This window comes from Roseateles chitinivorans, from assembly GCF_002761755.1.
Lineage (GTDB): Bacteria > Pseudomonadota > Gammaproteobacteria > Burkholderiales > Burkholderiaceae_C > Roseateles > Roseateles chitinivorans.
In genome coordinates this window covers 1-485 of the sequence record NZ_PEOG01000188.1, presented here as the reverse complement: position 1 = coordinate 485, position 485 = coordinate 1, and the positions used below count along the sequence as shown (strand labels likewise).

The following is a 485-nucleotide window of genomic DNA, read 5'->3' as shown; positions in this document are numbered from 1 at the left end:
GTATTTGACGGATTTCCCGCCATTGTATTCAGTGGATGGCCAGCGAGTTCTTATGGAACCTTTGGCGGCCTTGTGACTGCTATTGAAAACTCTGTTAGCAGTAATGGAAAATTCAGGGTATTGGTTACAGAAGATCCTAACGATAAAGCATGGCCTAGGTTATTGAGAATAGGTGGTGGTGCTAATGGTATCGCTTTACTTAAAGATGTTTCTGTTGGATATGAACTATGGCGGAATATCAACGGATTCCCGCCGGAATATTATCAACCTGCAACCAAGAGCACAATAACAACGAACAAAGAGTCAGCGAAATAAAGCATATTCATGAAAGGAGTTGTATTCATCATAGGTTTATTTTTCACAATACAAAGTGGAGCACAGGTATTGAATGCTGATGCGTTCATCAAATTGGTGCGTACCAATCATCCAATTGCTAAGCAAGCACTTATTGGTATTCGTAAAGCAGAAGCTGATCTCTTAAGTGC

1 protein-coding gene is annotated in these 485 nt (G+C 40.6%); it reads left to right on the top strand.

Translation table 11 applies throughout. The features are described from left to right. Positions 1-315: hypothetical protein (locus CS062_RS25315; RefSeq protein WP_199174379.1), on the top strand; the 315-nt coding region annotated here is incomplete at its 5' end. Positions 316-485: the final 170 nt, after the last annotated feature.